Consider the following 19,960-nt stretch of genomic DNA (forward strand, 5'->3'; position numbering starts at 1 on the left):
TGACTAACCTGGAACGGACTATCTGCAAACCGCCACCGCGGCGTAACCTGCTATGCCGCCAGAAGGTACAGCTGTCCCCTCCTGGCCGTCTTTTTCCTGTCGCCAGCGATGGCTTATGACCAAGGTAGGTATACAAATCTGCAAGCGGATGCAGTGCTCGAAACGGAGCAATATCTCTCCTTCTGCACAAAGCCCAAGTCTATTTACTAAGCGAAAGGGCACGGATAGAACGTAGAAGTGCAACTTCAAAAAGGCATCTGCGTTTCTACATAGTCTGGGCCGACTTCTGCTGACAACTCATAGCTGCGCCGAGTCGTTTACTGCCGTACCGGACGTTATTCGATTCGAAATAAAATCAACCACATATCACTACTTTGACATCCCACCATGGAGCTTCGAACCATGTCATTGCAGTGCCCTCGCTGTCATTCCCTAAAAGTCGCTTCTTTCCATCACGCAATGAAAATTGGCGCTACCATTGGCACTCTAGGCGGCGCTGCTCGTGGCGCCAGCGCCGCACTTGCTGGCAGTCAGGCAGGGGCGCTCGTCGGAGCTATTACCGGCCCGCTGGGAGTTACCCTCGGAGCCGTTTCTGGCGCGATCCTCGGTGGGCTTGTTGGCGGCGCTGGCGGCTGTGCATTAGGCGCTCAACTCGGCGACAAGCTTGACCGACATGTACTCGCCCACAACCTCTGCCTGATCTGTGGGCATCGTTTCAACCTCCCTGCTTAAACCGTTTCCCACTTCTCTCTTTTAATACGTCCGGACGGGGCCACGCGATGCGTGGCCTTTATGCCGGCTCGCACCCTAAGGAATCGTAATCATGGCTCATCAAATCGAACAAATGGCTTACGTTGGTGCAACTCCGTGGCATGGCCTCGGCAGTCAGCTGACTCAAAAACAACCTATCGAGATCTGGCAGCGTGAAGCCGGTATGGACTGGCAGATCCAGGAAAGCCCCGTCCACTTCAAAGCCGACGCTATTGGCCATATGGGCAGTATTCACTCATTCCCAGAGCAAAAGGTACTGTACCGTTCCGACACCAAGGCTCCGCTGTCCGTGGTATCCAACCGCTACCAAATTGTCCAGCCGCGTGAGGTTATGGAGTTTTACCGTGACCTGACTGAAGTGTCCGGCTATGAGCTGGAAACGGCAGGTGTTCTGAAGGGAGGGCGTAAGTTCTGGGCATTAGCGCGAACTGGGCAAAACGCCACTTTGAAGGGCAACGATCAGGTTAATGGCTACTTGTTGCTGGCGACCTCGTGTGACGGCACCCTCGCGACAACAGCCACGCCGACCACCGTTCGCGTGGTTTGCAACAACACGTTGAGCATTGCCTTGAATGGTATCCCCCATGCAATCAAGGTCCCACATAACACGCGATTCAATCCGCAGACTGTGAAAAAGCAACTCGGTATTGCCGTCTCGCAATGGGACGAATTCATGTACCGGATGCGCGTGCTCTCCGAACGCAAAGTTCAGTGGCCTGAGGCGATGAGCTTTTTTATGGAGGTGCTATGTGAGACCTACGCCCAAGATCCCATTCCCGACGTACTACCCAACAAACGAGCGCTGGAGAAGGTGCAAAGCCTATACGAAGGCAAAGGGCGTGGATCAGGCATGGAGTCCACTCGCGGCACCGCATGGGGCCTGCTAAACGCAGTAACTGAGTATGTCGATCACGAGCGTCGTGCCAGGAGTTCAGAATACCGGATGGACTCAGCTTGGTTCGGGCAGGGAGCGCAAATCAAGCAACGCGCACTCGACTCGGCTCTTCGACTAGTTGCATAAAATTGTTTTCGACCAACATGCCTGAGCGATCACCGCTCAGGCATTTTTCCGCCTGAAGGAAAATACGATGAATTTCATACGCTTTGTCGGTCTGCTTTTCATGTTTTTCGGCATTCTGGCCAGCTGCCTGTTGGCAGTAGCGCTTGCTGTTCTCATGGCTCGCTCCTGGCCAATCCTGATTGCAGTGCTGCTGGCGGGTTTGCTATTCGAGTTGATCACGACAGAAGCCGGGGTCGAAGTATCTTTGAACCCATGCTGAAGGTAGACCAAAGGCGCATTGCTGAGTTGCTATTGAGATTCCAGCAGCAGGTCCAGGTGTTGCATAAGCTGCACGCGCTCGTCTGCACCCAGCTTACTAAACTTGATAAGCAGCTCAGCTTCGTCATCTTCGACCGCGTAAAAATACGCCGCAGGAACACTGAGCACCTCGCTCAGACGCTCGACCAAATCCGGTGCAGGAACACGCTTCCCCAACTCGTACCGGTTCATACGGGTGCTTGCAGACATCTCGTCTAAGCCGGCATCCAGTCCTAGTCGTTCTTGCGACAACCCCGCCCGAATACGCGCCTGCTTTATCCGCTTTGCCAGTACTGACATGCACACACCCAATTTCCAAAGGGGCATCGTGCATGCGCAGCTTTTTCCAAATACTACCGTTTTGGTAGTATTCGAATATCATACGAACTCAATCCAACCATCGACAAAACCGAGCACTCAGATGAAAGTCAAAATCTCGCTGATCAATGCAATGCTTTTTGCCGCTTTACAGGCAGGTGTGTCCCTGACAGCTGCCGCAGACCCGAACGTACGTGTATGCGATACGACCCCCACTCCAATGCCTATCCTTGCGATCAAACACATCGACTGCTCTATCCCCAACTCTCCGTCTTCAGTAAATAGGGCCTACGTCGATCAGAACGGCAACAAAACTTTGCAGCGTGTTGATGGAAGGCGAATCGTCAACTGCGACAGCGCAGGGACCTGCGCGCACCGTGGTGAATTCATGGGCAATGCTCCTGAAGGGATCTACGGGATCACAACCGGATGGTATCTGGGCACAGATACGTCGGGGGCCGTTGTGGCTTACAAGGAAGGTACAGGTCCAGGCTACGGAGGAAAGCGTTACGAACGACAGGCAACGAAAAGCCCATCATCAAGCCCGATAGACGTAAGCAAACTTGAAGTTGTGTGCATGGCAACGGCGGTTTTCAACTGTTCGATCAATGGGCAAGACATCGAAGATGAGGATTTACCTAAATATCTTCCGTTGGTGGATAAAAAGGATGTAAAGACAAAAGGTGGAAACTGCGACTCAGTACCACTTTGCTACGATAAGAACATGATGCTCCTGGGTCTCAACAAAGACCTATTTTAAAACTTGCGAATAGCACAAGCGAATGGAGACAAAATGGACATCAGTGTTTATTCAGCCAGCAAAATATCTAACGAGGAAATTTCCTCAATGATCGCAGAAAAAAGTCTTTCAAAATAAAAGAAATCGAGTCTGATTTTTTTGGTGACACTGTGGAGACCATAGAAAAGCTAATTGAGTCTACAAGGACTACACGTGCAGAGTATATACCGCTGGCCGCATAGCAGCCCTCGGAGTCGGAGCACTTACTATCGTTGGTGGAATAGCAGCCGGACTTACAATTGCAGCTCACAACATTGCAACCTACAACCCAGACTACGAAATAGCCAAATTTTATCCGACAACGCTAGCCGTCATCTACAAGAAATAGAAACCTCCACCCAGCATAAATCAACCTTACGCCTTCCTTAGCAAAGCTGAGAAAGGCATAATGATCAAAAGTTTTCTTTTTGGGTAGCAGCTGAACCTTTACCCCACTCGTGCTTCTCCTGATTCACTTTAAATAAACTGAGAGGTATTTATTAGTCGACTATTATATCGACAGCATCTCGCATAGCTCTCTCCCTCATAACTATTAAAGAAAAGAGGTACCAGCCGTATGCCGTGTAATTTAGGGCATCTGGGAGGAGTCGACCACACTGACCTTTAGCCACAACATCAGTCCCTAAAGCTTTTGCATTTCAGCATGCCCAATAGCGGCCCTTCAATTTCCGAATCGCTCCGAATTATCCAGGCTTAAAGGCTATGCGTCGATACGCCAAGACAGGCCGCGTCATCAGCGACAGAGAGTTTCTTTTCGTTCACTTGATTGACAAATTGTATTTCGAACTCTTCGAGACAACGCTGGTTGCTCGTGGCACCTCCTAATTGGCCTCAGTTTAAGGCAAAGAGGTGTCTACGAAACCCGGGGCGATTCATCTAGAGCAGGGCCAACTCATAGGCATGGCATTCAACCTGTCCCTTGGGCATTGATGAGCGAAACACTTGTCGAGCGCTTGGAGACTCGGTTGCGCCAGCACCCTCTGCCACTTTCATCACTAACCATCGAAATCACCGAGGACGGTCCTAGCGGTGCTTGCGCTAGCAGCGTTGAAAAGCTTAATCGCCTGCGCCTATTGGGCATACGCCTATCGATTGATGACTTCGGCACGGGCTGTTCGTCACTTTTACGACTATGCCAGGTACCGTTTAGTGAAATAAAACTGGCGAAAGAGTTCATCCAATTTATCGACGGCCCCGGCCACTGCCGTGCAGTCATTCGCAATACACTGGTTCTGGCCGGCAATTTGGGCATGCAACTGGTGGTGGAAGGTATCGAAACCGCAGCTCAGCAGGATCATTTGTATGAGATGGGGGTGCAGATTGGTCAGGGCTTTTTGTATGCTAAACCGATGGCGATCGATGTATTTGAAAGGTGGATACAAGAACCGATGACAGAAGCCTGTTTCCAATAACGGTTTTCATTAGGCACCGACTTCTCCGTTTCGCTCCTGCGCAACAGGACAGGTCTCGACCTTTGCCATCAGGTGGGTGAGGGTTTCGAAGTCCGGCAATGGCAAAGCGCTGATCAGCACCTTGTCTTGACGGCATACCAGAAGCGAGGGTACGCCCCGTTGCTGATCATCGTAAATCAATGCATAACGAATATGCGGGTTGTCCATGCAGAAAGAAAACAGATCAAATTTCACCCCCTTCACCAATGAGGCGTTGATAATCAACAGGTCCAGAGGCTCGCGGTCGTACTCCACCGCACTAAATACCTGCACCAGTTGATGCAAGGGCGCAATTCGGTAATAACCCAAATGGTTCAGGTCCCGTTCAATCCTCAACCGGTAAAAGTGTTGTTCATCTGCGATCAGAATTCGTAGCGCTTTATTCGGCCTTATTCGCATCCTCGCGATCACTCTCAAGTTTTCCATCACTGATAAATAATCGTAAACGTCGCCGACGCATTGGCCGGCCCCGGCGTGACCTTGGCCTGTGTTTGCAAATAGCGGGCACGCAGCCGGATTGAATAGCTGCCCTCAGTCGTTCGCAGGGTCAGGCCACTGTTTTGATTGGTAGACAAAGGCAAGCCGCTGCCGTTAGGCGTCCCGACCTGCACACCTACGCCGGTGGCGGCGGGTGAACTGCCGGCAGTCGTAGGGTCCAGGCTTAGCACACCAGTACCGGCGTTGATCGCCGTCCTTGCCGGGTCAACGCGGTATTGCAGGGTGTTGTTGACCAGGGTGCCACTGGTGCCCGTACCGGAGGGTGAATTACCGCTCTGGGAGCTCCAGCCTGGTCCTGTGGTGCTAAAGGTTCCTGTAAACGCCGGGCAATCATTCAATTGAATGGCAAAATCAACCCAGCCGCTGGCCGTGTTTATTCCGGTAAATGTCTTGGTCTGATGCGTGCCCATAGGGACTGTCACATCCGGCGTACTGCAGGTGCGCGAGACAATCTGGATACTGCCGGAGATGCCCATCTTGAACCCCAACATTCTGACATCGCCAAAATTGCCAAACAGGCTCACGGTCGGCAACGTGCTGCCCATTAACACTCCCGGTGAAATATCGCCTATCTTGATGAGGATCAATTCATAATTGGATGGACCATCAAAAGGAACCAGGCACCTCCAGCCCGCCGAACACGTGGTCCATGATGGGCTACTTTGCCTTGGTAGCGGGCCGCCCGTGCTGTTAAAGGCGACCCCGAGCCCCGGAATCCTGGTTCTGTAGACTTTGTTGGCGTAGGTTCCGCTGGACCAACTGGCCAGTGAATTGTTCTCAAGAGTCATCTCCATCCATTGTTGAAACGGGGCATACAGGCACTCTAGCTTCACTGCCTGGCCCGCCGCCATGCTGAACTTCTGTCGATACACCTCAGTGCCCACCGGCACATCGCGCCCAACGCTGATGGAGGATATCTGCAACGGCATGTCGCCCACCGCCGGCTGAATACCGTTCATGTAGGTACAGGTGACTGCCATGGCCGTGTTGGCAGCGGCCCACAGCGCCATGACGGCCAATCCCGATTTGATCAAAGCCCTGATGCTCATAACGGTACCTTTTGCGTAGTGTTGGGCCGCACGCTGTTCGCGACTTGTTTGCCTGCCGCACACACGGCGTCCAGCTGTTGCAACTGCTGCCCCTCACCTGGGCCCGGCGGAATGGCCAACGCGCACTGCTGATGGGCTTTGCTGCCCCAGTTGATCAGCAATTGACGGGTGTCCGGCTTGATCCGCGCATAGAGCTGGCCACCCTGCCCGACCATGCCCACCGTGGCGCCTTCGCCATCCGTTACGCCGGCGCCGAACGGCAAGCTGCTGCCATCGTCCAAGCGCACATTGAGCAGCACCGCACGGCCTTGGTTGGTGGTGTATTTAAGGTGCACCACGGCACCGGCACGTGGTGCGACTTGCTGGCTGGTTTCGCTGAATTCGACGTCCAGGGAGCTGCCGGCCGGGTCAATGGCCACTTCATTCAACTCATATGGGCGCAAGTACGGCACCACGGCATTGCCACTCCCGTCGAGCCTTAGGCCTGGGTAACCGGAAACTTTGGCGCCCTGCGCACCGGGCGCACTGATCACGGCCATGGTTTCGCCGCGATAAGGCGACAACGTCACACCTTCGGAGTGAGCCACCACCGTGCCGCTGGCGCCCAGGGACGTGCTGGTATACCCATCGCCATAGCCCAATGCGGCATTGAGCATGGCCCGGGCGCCGGTGTACTGCCCGTTGAACGCAGCGCTCTTGCTGCTACTGCCGCCATCGTGCCCGAAGGTAGCGCCGTAGCCATACTGGCGGTCTTCGCCGGCAGTACCACTGATACCGGCCTGCTCGCTGTAGTTGCCGCGGGTGTCACGGCCAACCTGGGCGGTCATCTGCGGGCCATAACCTGAGCCGCCGAATTCCAGGGGCATGCTCATGGTCAGCAGAAAACTGTTCTCCATGTCGCCCATGCCCACACGGCTGCGGTTGGCATTCACACTGAAACTCACGCGGTTGAATTGCTTGCTATAGCTGAACTGGTATTGCACGTCGCTGCCCGGCTGGTTCCAGTAGTTCTGGGCATAGCCGCTGATAGTCACTTGGCCCCAAGGCCCGAGCGTCTGGTCGGCGGTGATGGACAGGCGGCTACGCGGGCGCCCAAATAAGCGGGTATCCCAGCCATTTTTCTCGGCATCCAGCAGTTGCACTGCATTACTGAAATCCAGGTAGTCACCGGTAGAAAACCGATAAGCCGCCACCGAAAAGTTACTGCCGGTGCTGAGTACGTTCTTGCTGTAGGACACGCGCATGCTCTGCCCTTTGGCGGTACCGCCAGCCAGCTCGGTCTGAGCATGAGTCACGTCGACCGCCATGGCACCGATGGGCGTACCGAACGCCACGCCCGTGAGTAACGCCGTGTAGTGGTCGCTCGATTGCATACCACCAAACCCGGTGAACGTGTTGTTCAGGCCGTATTGCAAAGTACCTTGCAGCAGGCGTACCTGTTGGTCGACATAGTTGTTGCGGGTTTCACCGGCGGTAAGGCTGAAACGCGCGGTTCCTGGGCGCAGCAACTGGCTGACCGAGGCATAGGGCACGATAAAGTTCTGTTCCGTGCCGTCTGCCTCGGCAACGCTCACATTGAGGTCGCCGCCGTAGCCGGTGGAGTACAGGTCGTCGATCACAAAGGCACCGGGCGCTACAGTGGTTTCCAGCAATACGTTGCCGGCCTGGCGGATGGTGACCCGCGCGTTGGTGCGCGCAATGCCACGGATAACCGGGGCATAACCGCGCATGGAGTCGGGCAGCATGCGGTCGTCGCTGGCCAACTGCACGCCGCGAAAGGACAATGTGTCGAAGATCTCGCCGCTGGTGTTGGACTCCCCCGCCGTGAACTGGCTTTTCAGCGCAGTGATATCGCGCTGTACGTAAGTGTCCAGGGCTTGGTATTTGTTGCCCTGGCGCGACTGCCAGCTCATCGACGCGTTGTGGCGCAGGCGCCAGTCACCCAGATTGAGGCCGGCGTTGAGGCCCATGAAAGCCGAGTCATAGTTACCGGAGCGGGTGCGGTTCCGATTAGCGTTAAAGTTGTAACTGAGCATGCCTGCCGTAACCCCGCGGTCCCACAGTTCAGGGCTGACATAGCCCCGGGAATTACGCTTCAAGGCCGCTTGGGGAATGCTGAGGTCGAGCGCCTGGTTCTCGGGCGAAAAGTTCGCGCTGGCGCCTTGGATCAAACTGCCCAATGCCACGCAGCCCTGACTACCGAGCGCCTGACTGGCCTCGGGTGGCAACTTGGACATTTCCACGCCCTGGCGCTCAAGCAACCCATGATCCATGCACACCACCGGCTTGCTGCCGTCGGGCTGGGCCTCAATGCGGATGTCCTGGCGGCTGTTCAACTGGCCATTGAGCAAAACGTCGGCGCGGTACTGTCCTGGCGTCACCGGGTTACCGGCCTGGTATTTACCGAGGTCAAGATTGCGTGAATCCTCAGGCAAAAACGCGTCGTTGAATTGCACCTCTTGCGCCAACGCGCCTTGCACCCCCAATGCACCAGGAGTAACGGCCAATACCCTGAGTATCAAGGTCGTAAGCGGATTCAAGGCAAAGCGAGGCTGCGCCCTCAGGGCAAGCCTGGAGCTGGAAGAGGTTGGCATAATTGACTCGCGGGTAAAAACGTCAGGGATTGATCAGGGCTTGAGTGCTTTCCGAGTCGGGATCAGCGCGCCGTAATCATTGATGGCACTGAACTCCACTTGGGCATCGGCGGCAGGTCGAGTCTTGAGGGTTGGCAGCGGGAACTGCCGGGTTTCGCCCGGGGCAACCATCCCATCCTCACTGCGAGCGCGCGTAGCACCTTGCACCAGGTCCAATTCGACCATCGACACGTAGAACGCCGACGGGTTGAACGCTTGCAACGCCAGGCCCACGCCATCAGGGGTCGACACCACTTGCCATTGCACCTGTTCAATCGCTTCAGTGGCGGTTCCAGGCAACCCGGTGGGGCGGTAGAACAGCTTGATACGCGAGCGGAATGCCATTTGCAGGGTGTTGAGGTCTGCGCCGGCTTCGGGCTTTGGCGGAATCTCCAACACGTTGAGCCAGAATATTGATTCTTTGCCTGGGGCAAGTGCAGCGCCCGTGAACATTACCCGCAGGCTTTGGCCTTTGGCCGGGTCGATACGCGCCACCGGTGGCGAAAGCAGAAACGGCGCCTTGGAACTGGTGGGGGTGGAGGTCACACTGCCGGTGTCGATCCACGCCTGCATCAGCGCAGGTTGCGTGCCGTTGTTGTTGAGTTTTACGGTGACTTCCTTCTGGCCTGCCGGGTAGATCACCCGAGTGCCGGTGATCACCACACCTGCATTGGCCTGAAAACTTGCCAGCACCATGAGGCTTGCCAGCAGTAACTGTTTGAATGGAAGTTTGTAATACATGACGTTGTCCCATCGCTGCCAGAAAACACGCCCTTCACATACCAATCAGGGCGTGTGCTCATTGCGCGCGGCTTACTGATAGTTGATAGAGTACGTAACGTTACTGATAACAGTACCTGGCGTAGTTGCTGCCTGTGCGTAGTACTGAACGGAGTACGGCAGGTCTGCACTTAGGGTGGTCGAATTGATGCTGATACGGCTGGTAGAAGCAACTTGCCCGGTATCGCCGGCCTTGATCGGTTTGCCATTAGAGGCGTCAACTAGTTGCAGTTGAGCCTTGGTGGCAGTGCCGCTCAAGTTCTTCAAATTGCCGCTGGCCGGGTCAACTGAAGCGCCGGCTTCAAAGAACGCAGAAGCGGTTTTCAGTGCAGCAGAGCACTTGCTCAGTTGAATGCTGAAACCGGTCTGGCCTGCCACTTGGCCGAGCGAGGCAAGCGAAGCGGTGGAGATCGTCGGCAACGTAACAGTGCTGCCCGCGGAGCCGGCAGCACCATTGACCGCAACCTGGCAGGTTTCAGCTTTCAGTTCGCCGTTGAAATTGATGGTGCCGTCCGACGCCATGGCGGCGGAGGTGGCGGTGGCTGCGACCAGTACAGCGAGGGCGCGGGCTTTGTAATCCATGAGGTAACTCCGAAAGAGCAAGGGTCTAAGTAAGTATTGGAGTTTCCTTTTGCAGGATAACTCCCTGTGCTGTTGCGGGGTTAAGTTTAAGGCGCCGACTGAGCCATCCAAATAGGACTGCTCCGAAAAAAACAACTAGCCAGCGTAGATTTCCAACAATTAACTATTCGCGCCCCACGCCTAAAAAACCACAAGTATCGGTTATTGTTTTTATTGATCACGCCGACACTTCGTCAATAGGAGCACTCCTAAAAAACTTGTGCCACCAGAGAGCAATTTGCAGCAAAACTCAAGAACTTAGTCCCACCCACTGTTCAACCAAACAACTGAGATGGCCCGCAATAACCACAGTGGGCCAGCGCCCTTCAGCCTGTAGCTCAGGCTCGAGCATTTTGGCTGTGGCCGCGAGATCCGCCCAACCCACCGCTAACGCAACCGCATGCAGGCGCCGCACGGCCTGCAGCGCCAGGCTGCGATCACGCAGGGCCACCGCCTCAAGCAAACTACTCAGGTGCTTGCGCAACGTCTCAGGCCCTGGGGCATTGGGTGACTGATCGGGCTGCGCCAAGATGACTTCGCACCACAGCTCAATGGTTTGTTGCAATGGCGCCTGGTGAATAGGCTTGCTCAGTGCACCATCCATACCGGCATCAAAGCAACGTGCGAGATGTTCATTGCCAGCAAACTGCGAGACCCCGATGATCGGGCAATACGTCCGCTGCTGTTGGCGCTCAAGTTCACGAAACTCGCCGGCCAGGTTATATCCATCGGCCTCTGGCAGATCACAGTCCATCAACACCAGATCAACTTCGTGTGCGCTGAAGAGGCTCAAGCCTTGGGTAATATCAGCCGCTGACAACGGCTCACAACCCAAGTCATGCAGTTGCACCTCCACTACGTGTTGATCGACTTTCGTGCCCCCACTACCAAAACCCGCAACCCCACAGATTCGGGCGCTATCGCTAGCGCCGGCGAATCGAGCGGTTCAGCCCATTCGATGGGCAACATCACCCCGACTTGGGTCCCTTTGCCCAGCGTGCTACTGAGCGTGAGCTCGCCCTGCATCAACTTCACCAACCGCCGACAGACCACCAACCCGAGCCCAGTGCCGCCCTTGCGCTTGTAAGCGTCCTTGTCCCGGACATAGGGCCGAAACAATGAACCTTGCGCCTGTTCAGACAAGCCGATGCTGCTGTCAACTACCCGAATCATCAGTTGCCGATCCCCCTCAAGCACTTGAAGCTGAACCTCTACCCGACCGACGTCGGTGAACTTGATGGCATTGAAGATCAGGTTGCGCAAAATCTGGGCCACGCGCAGCTCATCGAGTAACAAAGGGGCGACAGGTCGCTCACTCGTCACTGTCAGTTCAAGACCTTTTTCCTCGGCATACGGACGCTGGCTGTCCACCACGCGCCGGGCCAGTACACCGAGGTCCACGGCTTCCACGTTGAGCTTTAATTGCCCGGCCTCCATCTTGGAGATATCCAGCACATCGTCCACTAACCGCAACAAGGCGTTAGCGCCATTGTTAGCGAGATACGCGAAGTGGCGTTGATGTTCATCGAGCGCGGTATGCTCCAACAATTCGACAGCGGCCAGTACCGCGTTCATGGGCGAGCGAATTTCATGGCTCATCACCGCCAGGAACATCGCCTTCTCTCGCTCGTTATGGGTGGCGCGTCGACGCTGCACGCGACTTTGCCAAACGAGTGTGACGAGTATCAGCACAACGCCCAGCAGCAACCACAACTCACTTTCGTAATGATCGGTGATGGCCTCGATGGTCGGTATATCCAAGTTCATGTCTGCGAACCAGGCATCGTAGATCGCCTTGCGCTCATCCCCGGTGATGGAGGCCAGCGCCTTGTCCAGAATCGACAACAGGATCACATCGTCATCGCGTACCGCCATGCTCACCCCGGTATGCTGCTGGGGCACCACTCCGGAAACCTGCAACACGCCGTGGTACTGGCGAGACAGGTACGGAATCAGTAACCATTCTGAAGCAATGGCTGCATCTGCCTTGCCGTCCTTGACCATTGCCATCATGTCTACTGCGTTCTGGGCCGAAATGATCGTGATACCAGGCACCTTTTCCTTCAAAAATGCCGAATAGCCTTCACGTCCCAACATCACCAGCCGCTTGCCGGCGAGTTGCTCAAGATCGGCAAAAGGTTCACCGTCAAAACGACTGACAAGGATGGTCGAACTGGTGTTGTAAGGCTGGGTATAGAGGATCCCGCGATCCTCAGCGGGGTCATCGGAGCGACGCCGAGTAGGCAAGATATCGACCTCACCGCTGATCAGCATGTCTTTGCGGGCACTGCGTGTAGTGGTCGGCACAGACGTGAAATGCAACCCCGTACGGCGTGTGATCAATCCCAGGTACTTGGCCGACAGCCCTCGCAGCTCGCCACCGCTGATGTACTCGAAGGGCAACAGATTTTCGAACACACCTACGCGCAAGACCGGGTTAGCCGCAACCCAGTCGAGTTCCTGTTGCGTCAAAGTCAGTGGCGGCGGGTTCGCCTGTGCACCCACCAGGCCAGCGCAGCCCACCAGGACCAGTACCAGTAAAAGACGCCACATCATAGTTGCATCCGATGTGCCCGGATTGCCGGCAGCGCATCGAGCTGCGTATCGCCGTCCAAATCATTCCATTGCTGGAGCAATGCTCGCAGGGCTTGCGTGTAAAACGGGTTATCCCACTCCGCCTGCGTGCGCAGCAGGTTCTCCACATGCTCCGTCGCCCGGCCCATTGCTGGCCACTCCATGATCAGCGCTGCACCGTGCAAGCGATGAGCCACGTGCAGGGCGGACGGGCGATCACACAGGGCTATCGCCTTGATCAGGTTCCCCAGGTCAGCGGCCACTTCCCGGTTGATCCCGGCCTGGTCGAGCACGGGAGCCATCAAACTCACCGCGGGATCTGCCAGTGTGACGTCGCACCAACGCTCAATGACCTCGCGCAATTGGCCCAGGCCAATGGGCTTGCTCAATGCGGCGTCCATCCCGGCTTCCAGACAACGCTGAAGGTGCTGCCCACCGGTCAAGGCAGAGATAGCGATGATCGGGCAACGCGTGCGGCCCAGTTGCTGCTCGAATGCGCGCAACCTACGGGCTAGGCCATAACCATCCTCGTCCGGTAGATCGCAGTCCACCAGGATCAAGTCGTACGCGGCTTGCGCAAACAGGGCGCGGGCTTGGGCAGCATCGGCGGCCACCACGGGCCGACCACCGTAGCTGCTGATTTGTGCACGCAACACCTCTTGATTTGCCAGGGTGTCCTCCACCACCAGGATCTGCAATCCGCTGGAGGCCGGCAGCGCTGACGTGGCTTCTACTTGTGGCAGTTCAACAGGTGACGGTGCGGCCGCTACGGGCAAGCAGATAGTGATTGTGGTGCCTGCACCCAGCTCGCTCCTGAGTGTCAACGTGCCGCTCATCAAGTTGACCAATTGCTGGCAAATCACCAATCCTAATCCGGTTCCCCCTGAACGTTTGTATGACTGGCTGTCTTGTGCATACGCCCGGAACAGCGACGCCTGCACTGCGGCTGAAATCCCGATCCCGGTGTCACGCACCTCAATCTGCAATTGCCCGGCGTGGTCGGTAAGCCCCACCACCCGCACGTCGATATCGATACCGCCTGCATCGGTGAACTTGATGGCATTGGAAAGCAGATTATGAAAAATCTGCGTCAGGCGGGTGCTGTCGAGCAGCACCAAGGGTAACTGCGCTTGGATGTGGGAATTCAGCACCAGATGTTTTTCTCTGGCGCGCAAGCGGTGTAGGCCGACGACGCCTTGCACCAACGCCGTCACATCGGTCGATTCAACTGTCAGCTGTATGGGCTTCACCGTCGACCTCGACGTCTCCAAAATGTCATCCAGTAAACGCACCAACGTGTTGGCGCCACTGTTCGCCAAATGAGCAAAATGACGTTGTTGCAGGTTGAGCTGGGTGTGCCCCAGCAGCTCCAACGCCGCCAGCACGGCATTCATGGGGGAGCGTATTTCATGGTTCATGACCGCCAGGAATCTCGATTTTTCCTGCTCATTGCGTAGCGCGCGGCGCCGCAACCGATGACTGCGGTAGACCAGCGCGCACAGGCCGGCCAACGCCAGTGCACCAATCGTGAGGACATGCATGTAGTGGTTGGCGATACTCAACAGGGACGGAGCGTCTACATCCAGGTCGTGATACCAGTTCTCATAGATGGCATTGCGTTGATCCGCCGTAATGGACCCGAGAACTTTTTCAAGTATGGAACGCAGCATGACCTGGTCTGCGCGGACCGCCATGCTCACCTCCAGCACCTGGTGCCCAACCACACCCGACGTTTCCAGAACGCCCTGGAACTGTCGATACAGATAGGGCATCAGAAAGGTTTCTGAGGCGACCACCGCATCGGCCCTGCCCTCCTTGACCATGGTCAACATCTCCATGGCCGATGTGCTTCTGATGAGATGGGCCTTGGTCGCCTTTCCCCGGAATATCTCCTCGTAGTGCTCCACATCGGGAATCATCACGGTTTTGCCCTGCAGCTGTTCCAGGTCAAAAATCCCGGGACTGTCGACACGCGTGACAATAATGGGCGAGGTGGTGTGGTAGACCAACGCGACCAGCCCCTGAGTCGCGGGCTCGGACCTGAAGTGCAGGTAAGAGGACAGCAGATCCACCTGGCCTTCCAGTAGCATCTCTTCACGCGCGGCCAGGGTCTTGCCAGGTACATAAGTGAATTGAAGGCCCGTAGCGGCCGTCACAAACTGCAAGTACTGCATTGATCGACCGCGCAGTCCCCCGTCGCTCATGTACTCGAAGGGAATCAGGCTCTCCACCACCCCAACACGAAGTACCGGGTGTAGGGTTATCCAGTGCAATTGCTCTTCGCTCAGCTCAACAGAACCAGCCCAGATAAGCGGCGACCCCAGCATCAACAACACGAGAAGCCCAACACTCCACAACCTGGCTTTCATGACGTGCCGATGATCCTATTAAGCTTGAACAGTTCGTTGTTCGACGTCACGCCCAATTTGCGAAACGCTGAGGTTTTCTGGGTGCTGATGGTCTTGATACTGCGATTGAATTTCTCGGCAATTTCACTCACGGTCATACCCGCGAGATAACAGCGAATGACTTCCTGTTCTCGACTGGTCAGCTCCGCCTGGAATAACGCATCCTGCGCATTGCCCTGGCCTTCGCGGGTATCGCTGGTGACCGTTTCCGCCAAGCGGTAGGTCATGTCGGTGCTTAGGTACGCCGCACCCGCGGCGACCTTGCGAATGGCCTTGACCAGTTGGTCCATGTCTTCACCCTTGCCGACAAAACCACGGGCGCCGACCCGCATGGCCAGGCTAACTGTCGCCGGGTCGTGATGCGTGGACAAGACGAGGATATGACAGAGGGGAAACTTGACCCGCAAGGCCCGAATCAGTGATACCCCGTCCAGTTCGTCGGGATTCAGGGAGAAGTCCAGCAAGAGTAAATCCGCAGGAGACGTGGCGAGACCCGCGATAAGGTCACGGCTGCGTGCGTAAACGCCAACCACTTCAAAGTTCGCCTCACACGCCAGGGTGTTGGCGAGTCCATGCCGTACAACCGCGTGATCATCCAACAACGCAATGCGTACAGGTTTCATCGTGATCGACCCCACTCTGCGGACCGCACACAGTGCGATCGGAACACAGGAATAGCCTACCGATACAACGTTCAGCCCGTAGTTGAGTATATCCAGTGATCGGTAAATCACATCCCACTCGTGCTTTTTTCCGAGCAGTGCGTAGTTGAATCAAATACCCTCAATAATGTGCTTGATTCTGAATAACTCATTGTTCGATACCACACCCAATTTGCGAAATGCCGCGGCTTTTTGTGAGCTGATAGTCTTGATGCTACGACTAAATTTTTCGGCGATTTCCGTAATGGTCATGCCCGCCAGGTAACAACGGATCACGTCCTGCTCACGTGCTGAAAGGCTCACAAAACGCAAAGCTTCATCCCGGTTACTTTCTTCACCGTGACTATTCACGGCCGTGGCTTCCGCTACCCGATAAGCCATGTCGGGACTCAGGTAGACCTCGCCCGATGCCACCAACCGGACAGCGCTGATCAACTGATTGATGTCTTCACTCTTACCCAGAAAGCCGCGCGCGCCGACACGCAAGGCGAGAATCACAGTCGCAGCGTCGTGGTGGGTGGAAAATATCAGGAGGCGGCACTGCGGGTGCTTTACCCTCAATGCACGAATCAACAAGATGCCGTCTAACTCACTCGGCCCGAGCACAAAATCCAGCAACAATACCTCCGCCGGCGCCACCGCAAGCCCAGCCATGGCGTCACGGCTGCGGGCATAGACACCGACCACTTCAAAATCAGGTTCCTGCTGCAATCGATTGACCAACCCATGTCGTACGATTGCATGATCATCCAGCAAAGCAATTTTCAAGCGTTTCATAAATCAGAAGGCACTCTTTATAACGAGCAAAAGGATGAGATATACAGTGCCCTCATCTTTAGTAAGTTCTCGTCATCTCAGACGAACCTATAAAATCAATGACATCCGTGCTATTGACCAATCGCACATAACTACACAAGCGAACGAAAAGAGCGGCAAATAACCCAGAAAGCCAGAGGCCATAAAAGCTAATGTGATCGCGCCAGAATAAACATCAGAAAACTCTTAAAAGCGGTCAGTGCTATAGATTATTTTCCCGTTGAATAACGAAACTCAAGAAAGCATCAATTTCCATCGGGCGTGCCAACGCGTAACCCTGCCCTACCCGGCAACCCAATCGGTACAACAGCGGAATAGTCGACTCATCCTCGATCCCTTCTGCCACCAAATTCAAACTGAGCAGGCGTGCCCAGTTGACGATTCCGGCGATGACTTTACGTGACGACGAATGCAGCTCCACACCACGGACGAACGACCCATCAATTTTCATCTCATCAAACGACAGGTTCGCCAACAGGTTCAACGTAGCGGCACCCGTACCAAAATCATCCATCGACACTTGGAAGCCCTTGGCTCGAATAGCCGTCAACGAGGCCGATAAGTAGAGTTCGTCGGGCTCGGGTACATCCTCGGTGAGTTCAATTTTGAGCAGTCGACTCGGCAGGTCAGCCTGACGCATACGTGCCGCCAGCCGGTCAGAAAAGTTAGGCGTACAAATGGTCTTTGCCGACGCATTCACCGCAATGGGAATCTCGATATTTTCGCGTTTTAGCGCAAGCATGACCTTGATCGTCCACATCTCCACCAGGCTGAAAAGCAGCAAGTCCAGGCCCAACCTGTTGACCAATGGCATCAATACAGAAGGCGGTATTTCCCCAAAACGTGGGTGCTTCCAACGCACCAGCGCCTCAGCCCCCACAACGCGTCGGCTCCGCAACTCAAATTGCGGCTGGAACACAAAGCGCAGGCCCTCCCCCGTCGTCAGCGCATTGATCACCTCATCTTCGGCCAACGAATCGAACGTATTCATTCGCAACGTGGCGTCCGGTTGCGCACGCGTCAGTACCGCCGCTCGCAAGGCGTCGCCCAGGGCCAGGGTGGCACCTTCGCGCAGGATTTCCACCGAAATGCCTGCCGTCCGTGCCAATCGGGCATGGGACTCCAAAGCACTGACGGCAACCCCACCCATGTACTTGATCCAGAGCGGACTGGTCGGCGTTTTGTGGCACAGCGAGTGCCCCCCTTCAACGACACTGGAGGGTGCATCCAAGGCAGCCTCCCCGGTCCAGAAGATACTGGGGAACTGGGTCAGTGTGCCCACCTCATGCATCCCCCTGAGGAGGCTCGGCAACATCAGCCCGTCGCCACACTCAGGACGGAGCTCACAGACAATAACGTCGACTGGATATTCGCCCAACCAGGCCTCAACGCCACTCAAGGATTCGAGGTTGACGATTGGAGTCACCCCCATTCCACTCAAGGCAGAAGCCAGCCGGTGTGCACATACAGCATCGGACGCCAACGTGATGACACGTAATGCGCTGAACTCGCTGGGCACGGCGGCATTCAAGATCATGATAAAAATTTCCTGAGACTGTTTCAGGAAAAAGCTTATCAGCGCAAAAAAGAAGCAAATAGGACTGGGACTAAAAGTACACCCGCGCAGCTCAGGACAACTGATGCCCCACCCAAGCGGGTGTTGGGTTTCCCACATAAAAGCGTCGTTCTAACACGCTGTCAGAAATAGGTAGCTACCGGTAATCCGTAGAGTGTTGAACCGGGCTTTGATTTTCCTCCCTGCATCTCCTTTCTCATCAGCTGACCTACTCGCCTACATCAGCGACAGACAGTTTCATTTCCGGGCACTTAATTGACCGCTTGGCTTTTTTGAATCTTCGGGGCAGCGTAGGTTGCTCATGGCGCCTCCTGATTCGCCTCAGTTAAGGCATGGAGGTGTCTACGGAATGAGGGGCGATTCACCCTCTACTGCAACCGAACCCATGCTGATTGCTTCCGTAGACCTTGGTAGCCGATTTGCAGAGGTAGCTAGCCCTTCTGAAAAGCGAACCAAGCTCATCGTCACCAAATCCTCTCGCAGATTTTCCTCTGGCTACTCGGTAGGTCGCGTTATCTGGAATTTCTACCAGTCCTACAACTAGATCGGCTGGGATCCCCAGCGCGCTCGCCCACGCCTCGTTCAAGCGACTGAACATGTTGGTTCGGTCTGAGGCGATTTTGCCTACGGTGTAAAAGGCGTCTCGGTTTAGCAAAATCAGCAGATGGTAGTGCGGCCTTCCACGCCACCCTTGCTCTCGTGCCCACACATACCGAACTTTGCAGCTATGAGCGTGCTGGTACCGCCGTGAAGCCATTTCGCGGTTATGCTTCACCTTTGATTTGAATGAGGCAAAGAACCTACTAATGACCTCGTTGGAATCTATGTAATCGTCCAGTTCAATGTCACAGGGAAGCCGTAGGTCCACCCTGAATGCGAGCACCCTTGAGATATTGGTCAAAGGTCAAATCCATGGTTCGCTTTAAATCAGCCAGGTACTCGCGGATGAATGGGCCTTTCTCCACCATCACTGGCAGCCCTTCGAAGGTGTCGTCGTAGTGGAAGTGAAGATTTCGGTTATCGGGGTGACGAAGCATGATTACTACTCTTGGAGTGGAGGTCATAACCTCTGCACCCTGAGTAGTTTTTAACCCTGCCTCCTTCCTGCCCCAGATGCATTCGCCTTCAGGGTGTGCCCCTTCTGTACAGGTCTATAAAGCATATTACCCGCACCGAGAAAGTGACCTCCGAAAGGTGCGAAGGCACATCACTGAAATCCCAATGAGACGTTGATTTTTTGATAATCCCTGCACTCTGGAAAAAAAGCATCTCCCATGCATGGGCCTCCTCACACTGTCGCGAATCACGCTATCAGCAATAGTGATCAACTCAACTTCGACGTAGTCCATGACTCACTGAAGCGACCGCAATGACCCGCACACCCTCCGGCATAAGCGCCATGGTCGGAGATGATCCGACCATGGCGCTTATGCCGGTTAGTCAACACCCTTCACGCAACAAATTATTCGGCCGTGTCGCGCTCTTCGATCCGAGCCAAAATCCACTCGTGTACCTCCTCCTCCACCCAACCAACACTGCGCTCTCCCAGTGAGACCGGCTTGGGGAAGGCTCCTTCGGCGATGTACTTATAGATGGTAGAGCGACCCAGACCGGTTGAGTCGATGACGTCTTTCAGGCGAATGATCCTCATGAACGGGGCTCCTCTGTTCGTTCAGAGGATTGGCA

Annotated in this window: 18 protein-coding genes and 1 pseudogene; 5 read left to right on the top strand and 14 right to left on the bottom strand. The window is 55.4% G+C overall.

Annotated elements, in window-relative coordinates; all coding sequences use genetic code 11:
- Window positions 1–402 precede the first annotated feature (402 nt).
- The 3 genes from JFV30_RS32970 (at window position 403) to JFV30_RS03610 (ending at window position 2,051) form a co-directional block, all read left to right on the top strand.
- Complete coding sequence (locus JFV30_RS32970) at window positions 403–732, top strand: hypothetical protein (RefSeq protein WP_207201803.1); 330 nt, start codon at window positions 403–405, stop codon at window positions 730–732.
- A 91-nt stretch (window positions 733–823) separates the two neighbouring features.
- The gene (locus JFV30_RS03605) at window positions 824–1,792 is read left to right on the top strand and encodes a DUF932 domain-containing protein (RefSeq protein ID WP_201121933.1); all 969 of its coding nucleotides are present in this window, start codon (window positions 824–826) and stop codon (window positions 1,790–1,792) included.
- A 67-nt stretch (window positions 1,793–1,859) separates the two neighbouring features.
- Complete coding sequence (locus tag JFV30_RS03610; RefSeq protein ID WP_155584205.1) at window positions 1,860–2,051, top strand: hypothetical protein; 192 nt, start codon at window positions 1,860–1,862, stop codon at window positions 2,049–2,051.
- Between the two features lie 29 nt (window positions 2,052–2,080).
- Here JFV30_RS03610 and JFV30_RS03615 read toward each other — a convergent pair whose 3' ends face one another.
- Window positions 2,081–2,389, bottom strand: a complete 309-nt coding sequence (locus tag JFV30_RS03615; protein WP_201121451.1) for a helix-turn-helix domain-containing protein — start codon at window positions 2,387–2,389, stop codon at window positions 2,081–2,083.
- 121 nt (window positions 2,390–2,510) lie between these two features.
- Between JFV30_RS03615 and JFV30_RS03620 the strand changes: the two genes are divergently transcribed.
- Together JFV30_RS03620 and JFV30_RS03625 are read left to right on the top strand one after the other, a co-directional pair.
- Window positions 2,511–3,167 carry a hypothetical protein gene (locus JFV30_RS03620; RefSeq protein ID WP_201121452.1) on the top strand — a complete coding sequence of 219 codons (657 nt, stop codon included), beginning with the start codon at window positions 2,511–2,513 and terminating at the stop codon, window positions 3,165–3,167.
- 863 nt (window positions 3,168–4,030) lie between these two features.
- On the top strand, window positions 4,031–4,618 hold the full coding sequence (locus JFV30_RS03625; protein ID WP_342215024.1) for an EAL domain-containing protein: 588 nt from the start codon (window positions 4,031–4,033) through the stop codon (window positions 4,616–4,618).
- Window positions 4,619–4,627: 9 nt separating this feature from the next.
- On the opposite strand, the gene JFV30_RS03630 is transcribed toward JFV30_RS03625, so the two are convergent.
- The 13 genes and pseudogenes from JFV30_RS03630 to JFV30_RS03685 all read right to left on the bottom strand — a co-directional run bounded on the left by JFV30_RS03630 (window position 4,628) and on the right by JFV30_RS03685 (window position 19,925).
- Window positions 4,628–5,068, bottom strand: coding sequence for a response regulator (locus JFV30_RS03630; RefSeq protein ID WP_446739843.1), 441 nt, complete (start codon window positions 5,066–5,068; stop codon window positions 4,628–4,630).
- A gap of 14 nt (window positions 5,069–5,082) precedes the next feature.
- Window positions 5,083–6,204: a fimbrial protein gene (locus JFV30_RS03635; RefSeq protein ID WP_201121454.1), complete on the bottom strand. Its 1,122-nt coding sequence runs from the start codon at window positions 6,202–6,204 to the stop codon at window positions 5,083–5,085.
- On the bottom strand, window positions 6,201–8,711 hold the full coding sequence (locus JFV30_RS03640; protein ID WP_342215017.1) for a fimbria/pilus outer membrane usher protein: 2,511 nt from the start codon (window positions 8,709–8,711) through the stop codon (window positions 6,201–6,203). The genes JFV30_RS03635 and JFV30_RS03640 overlap by 4 nt, the downstream gene beginning before the upstream one ends.
- Before the next feature lie 120 nt (window positions 8,712–8,831).
- Window positions 8,832–9,578, bottom strand: a complete 747-nt coding sequence (locus JFV30_RS03645; protein ID WP_201121455.1) for a fimbrial biogenesis chaperone — start codon at window positions 9,576–9,578, stop codon at window positions 8,832–8,834.
- Window positions 9,579–9,650: 72 nt separating this feature from the next.
- Window positions 9,651–10,199: a fimbrial protein gene (locus JFV30_RS03650; RefSeq protein WP_201121456.1), complete on the bottom strand. Its 549-nt coding sequence runs from the start codon at window positions 10,197–10,199 to the stop codon at window positions 9,651–9,653.
- A 289-nt stretch (window positions 10,200–10,488) separates the two neighbouring features.
- Window positions 10,489–11,088 (bottom strand): response regulator, encoded by a 600-nt coding sequence (locus tag JFV30_RS32975; RefSeq protein ID WP_342215018.1) that lies wholly within the window; start codon window positions 11,086–11,088, stop codon window positions 10,489–10,491.
- A 5-nt stretch (window positions 11,089–11,093) separates the two neighbouring features.
- Complete coding sequence (locus tag JFV30_RS03655) at window positions 11,094–12,794, bottom strand: ATP-binding protein (protein ID WP_242486999.1); 1,701 nt, start codon at window positions 12,792–12,794, stop codon at window positions 11,094–11,096.
- Window positions 12,791–15,181, bottom strand: a complete 2,391-nt coding sequence (locus tag JFV30_RS03660) for an ATP-binding protein (protein WP_201121457.1) — start codon at window positions 15,179–15,181, stop codon at window positions 12,791–12,793. Before JFV30_RS03660 ends, JFV30_RS03655 begins: the two co-directional genes overlap by 4 nt.
- Window positions 15,178–15,843 carry a response regulator transcription factor gene (locus JFV30_RS03665; RefSeq protein WP_201121458.1) on the bottom strand — a complete coding sequence of 222 codons (666 nt, stop codon included), beginning with the start codon at window positions 15,841–15,843 and terminating at the stop codon, window positions 15,178–15,180. Before JFV30_RS03665 ends, JFV30_RS03660 begins: the two co-directional genes overlap by 4 nt.
- Window positions 15,844–15,993: 150 nt before the next feature.
- Entirely contained in the window at window positions 15,994–16,659 is a 666-nt protein-coding gene (locus JFV30_RS03670; protein WP_201121459.1) for a response regulator transcription factor, read from the bottom strand.
- 241 nt (window positions 16,660–16,900) lie between these two features.
- Window positions 16,901–18,373, bottom strand: a complete 1,473-nt coding sequence (locus JFV30_RS03675; protein WP_201121460.1) for an EAL domain-containing protein — start codon at window positions 18,371–18,373, stop codon at window positions 16,901–16,903.
- 262 nt (window positions 18,374–18,635) lie between these two features.
- Window positions 18,636–19,311: pseudogene (locus JFV30_RS03680) on the bottom strand (inovirus Gp2 family protein).
- A 425-nt stretch (window positions 19,312–19,736) separates the two neighbouring features.
- Entirely contained in the window at window positions 19,737–19,925 is a 189-nt protein-coding gene (locus JFV30_RS03685; protein ID WP_133836645.1) for a helix-turn-helix transcriptional regulator, read from the bottom strand.
- Window positions 19,926–19,960 lie beyond the last annotated feature (35 nt).

It is taken from the genome of Pseudomonas sp. TH32 (genome assembly GCF_016650855.1).
Lineage (GTDB): Bacteria > Pseudomonadota > Gammaproteobacteria > Pseudomonadales > Pseudomonadaceae > Aquipseudomonas.